This window comes from Erysipelatoclostridium sp. DFI.2.3, from assembly GCF_019132535.1.
Lineage (GTDB): Bacteria > Bacillota_I > Bacilli_A > Erysipelotrichales > Erysipelotrichaceae > Clostridium_AQ > Clostridium_AQ innocuum.
Genome location: NZ_JAHOOJ010000051.1, coordinates 1 through 2,793 on the forward strand (window position 1 = coordinate 1; position 2,793 = coordinate 2,793).

Sequence of the window (2,793 nt, forward strand, 5' to 3'; positions counted from 1 at the left end):
TATATGGATAGGTAAGTTCCTGATATTATAAATATCTCAAACTTTTCCCCCCATTCACACGGAGCGTGCGACTTTCACCGCACTCCGCGTTCCATCGTGTTTATATTGAAAAGTATTTATGTAGTAGACCTATATCAAGTTTAATTCTTGATTGCCAGCTAATACTCTATATTTATTTAGTCTTATGAGCTGGACTTTATTTAGTTTCAATAGAGCTATATATTTTTGTATTGTTTCTTCTGTTTTTGCGTGTATTAGACGATGTACCGCCTCTTTTACCAAAATAAGATTTTTATAATCGTCATTACCACCAGCCCTAGTTGGTACAATATGATGACAGTGTATTTCATTAGCTTGTTGAAATTCTTCCAGAGTTATAGCACATTTTCCATGTTGGGCAGAAAATAGCGAAATTCGATTGTCTGCGTATTCTATTGTGCGATTTTCCAAAGATAATTTCATCAACTGATACATCAGTAATTTATCAACACTTAGATTGGTATGGATAAATTTTCTTCCCTCTGGAGTATAGCAGTTTGCTGAATACACTTTTGCCATTGGTTTTCTGTGTTGGATATATCCAACAGGGAATATAGGTTCGCCCTCGCCAGCAACATATCGAAGCATTTTAGATTTACCATATCTTGTTGCTTCTTTTGTTGTAAGTTGTCTGCCTGTTTTTCTCAATCTGCCCTTTTTGCTTGCACCTAATCTGTTAGTGAAGATAGCCATTACAGCTCTATTAAGTTTCATACAATCCAGATTTACATTTGTTGCAATCTGATAATAATTTTGCATACCTAATACCATTGAATTATAAAGTCTTATTTCCTCTAATTCTGTTTTTCCCTTTGAGGGAGAAGCAATTTTCTTTGCCTGTGATACCAGCTTGTCTTTTTGGGTCTTGAATTGTTTATCACTTATATGTGATTTAACAACTAACTTCTTTCTTCTCGGTATCATTTTAATCTTGAAACCAAGAAAGTCGGAGTATCTTTTTCTAACATTTACAATTCTTGTTTTTTCTTGTGATACTTCCAATTTTAGTCGTTGCTCGATCCATTGAGTAATTGCTATTTTGGTTTTTTCAGCACTTTCTTTGTAGCGACAGAAAACTCTAAAATCATCTGCATAACGAACCATATACATTTCCTTTAACTTTGTTTTCTTCATTTCTTTGTAAGCGTTGCTTTTACATGGGCTACCGCTTTTATTGATATGAACCACATAGTTTTTTGTAACAGGATTTTCCTGCCATTGACTTTCTACCCAATGGTCTAACTCATTAAGAACAATGTTGGCTAGTAGTGGGGATATAATTCCCCCCTGTGGAGTTCCTTTCTCTGGATATGTTATTGTGCCGTCAGGCATTTTAATTGGAGCTTTTAATATCCTTTTTAAAATGAATATCAAGTGCTTGTCCCGTATTCCCATAGCCCATATCTGTTTTATCAGTTTGGAATGGTTCACGTTGTCAAAGAAACCCTTAATATCAAATTCAATCACATAATGTAGCTGGCTGATTTGTAGGCGGTTATAGGTTGCTTTTATTGCATTTTCAACCGACCTATTAGGTCTGAAACCGTAGCTGTTTTCACTAAATTTAGCTTCGCAGATTGGTTCTAATACTTGTTTGATACATTGTTGTATAAGCCTGTCCCACATACAAGGAATGCCTAGAGGTCTGGTTTTCCCATTTGGTTTTGGTATTTCTTTTCGCCTTACTGGCTTAGGTCGATACCCGTGCGGAGTGCCTGCGACAATATATCTTACCTTTTTGACAACTGTTTCTGCTGGCAATTTGCCAATATCTTTAATTATTGTACCGTCTGTTCCTGCTGTCTTACTGCCTGCATTTGCTTTGATATTTCGATATGCCAGTAATATATTTTCTCTCGATAGGATAATATCCATAAGATGAGTGAAAATATCTCCATTCTTACTTTTGGCATATAAATCATCAAAGGTGTTTTGCATTTCGTAATATTCAGCGTGTCTTAAATCTTCTACACACAATGTTTCATTTTTATTTTTAGGCATAAGGCTTCACTCCTTTGCTTGAAATTGAGTGAGCTTTTTTATCTTACTCGTAATCCTTATTAAAGCAACATAATACTTTTCTAATATATACACGACTTGAGGGTATTCCTCCATTCCCATTACAAGAATTTCTTAGGTTCGCCCTCTGCTTTTCAGCATTGGTTCAACTGCTTATTGTTCTTCGTCAGCTTATTCTCTTGATGAGAACCCAATACCTTTCCTCGTTCCGATAATCTTATCTATACATATATATCCTTAGGTCACTAGCTATAAGCCTGCTGGCTTGATACCGCCTGTAACGGTATATGGCATTTCATAACCTATATTCTTACTTTGCCACACCAGCTACGATTTCTCGTACCTTTGCATTTCTACAAAGTACAAATTTAGACCCGTACATTCGCTGTTTCGTCAGTCCCTTGTGGAACATTCTAACCATAGATATTTTATAGACCCCCGACCTGTTGGATACGCTACCCACCTCTGGATAGTTTTCGATAGAAGATATATGTTCATCAACTATTACGGTATCTTTCAGCCGTCTTTACCGAGCTTCAAACATTCTGAGTTTCCTCATTCAATGCTTGTCGGAGGCTCAGGGCAGGCGTTTCAGAGCGTTACTTCATCATTCCACCTGTCAGATTATCAGTTCTCCTAATAATCAAACTTTTTCGTTCTTTTATTAGTGCCTTAGCTTTTCACTAAGGAACGAGTCGCACATAAATTTTGTCCGAAATTCATTTAATTGTCCTC

Annotated in this window: 1 protein-coding gene; it reads right to left on the bottom strand. The window is 36.3% G+C overall.

Annotated elements, in window-relative coordinates:
- Positions 1-129: 129 nt before the first annotated feature.
- The gene (gene ltrA, locus KSZ58_RS22315) at positions 130-2,040 is read right to left on the bottom strand and encodes a group II intron reverse transcriptase/maturase (RefSeq protein WP_074034384.1); all 1,911 of its coding nucleotides are present in this window, start codon (positions 2,038-2,040) and stop codon (positions 130-132) included.
- Between the last annotated feature and the right edge of the window lie 753 nt (positions 2,041-2,793).

Bases quoted from the DNA above. Each gene is read 5' to 3' on its own strand.
- ltrA (WP_074034384.1), bottom strand. From the start codon at position 2,040: ATGCCTAAAAATAAAAATGAAACATTGTGTGTAGAAGATTTAAGACAC.